1 pseudogene is annotated in these 238 nt (G+C 37.8%); it reads left to right on the forward strand.

Annotated features, from left to right (window positions below):
- Nucleotides 1-238, forward strand: a pseudogene (locus ACZ3HG_RS24780) (hypothetical protein); the annotation flags it as partial.

The raw sequence follows: 238 nt of genomic DNA on the forward strand, positions 1-238 counted from the left end.
GACCTAGATCAATCAACCTCACTTGTGGAAAATAAAAAATGGACATTTGCAGCAGAAGTTTATAAGTCATATCTATATGCAGCAACACGCTTGATAAAAGAAGAAGGCGGAACCATCGTATCGTATGATGGCGATCGTGTTATGGGTATATTTATTGGTAAAAAGCAATGCAATGATGCCGTACGATGCGCGCTTAAAATCAATTATGCAGTTAAGAATATAGTCCAGGTTGAACTTG

The sequence above is a fragment of the Erwinia sp. PME.40.26/001 genome, from assembly GCF_055556675.1.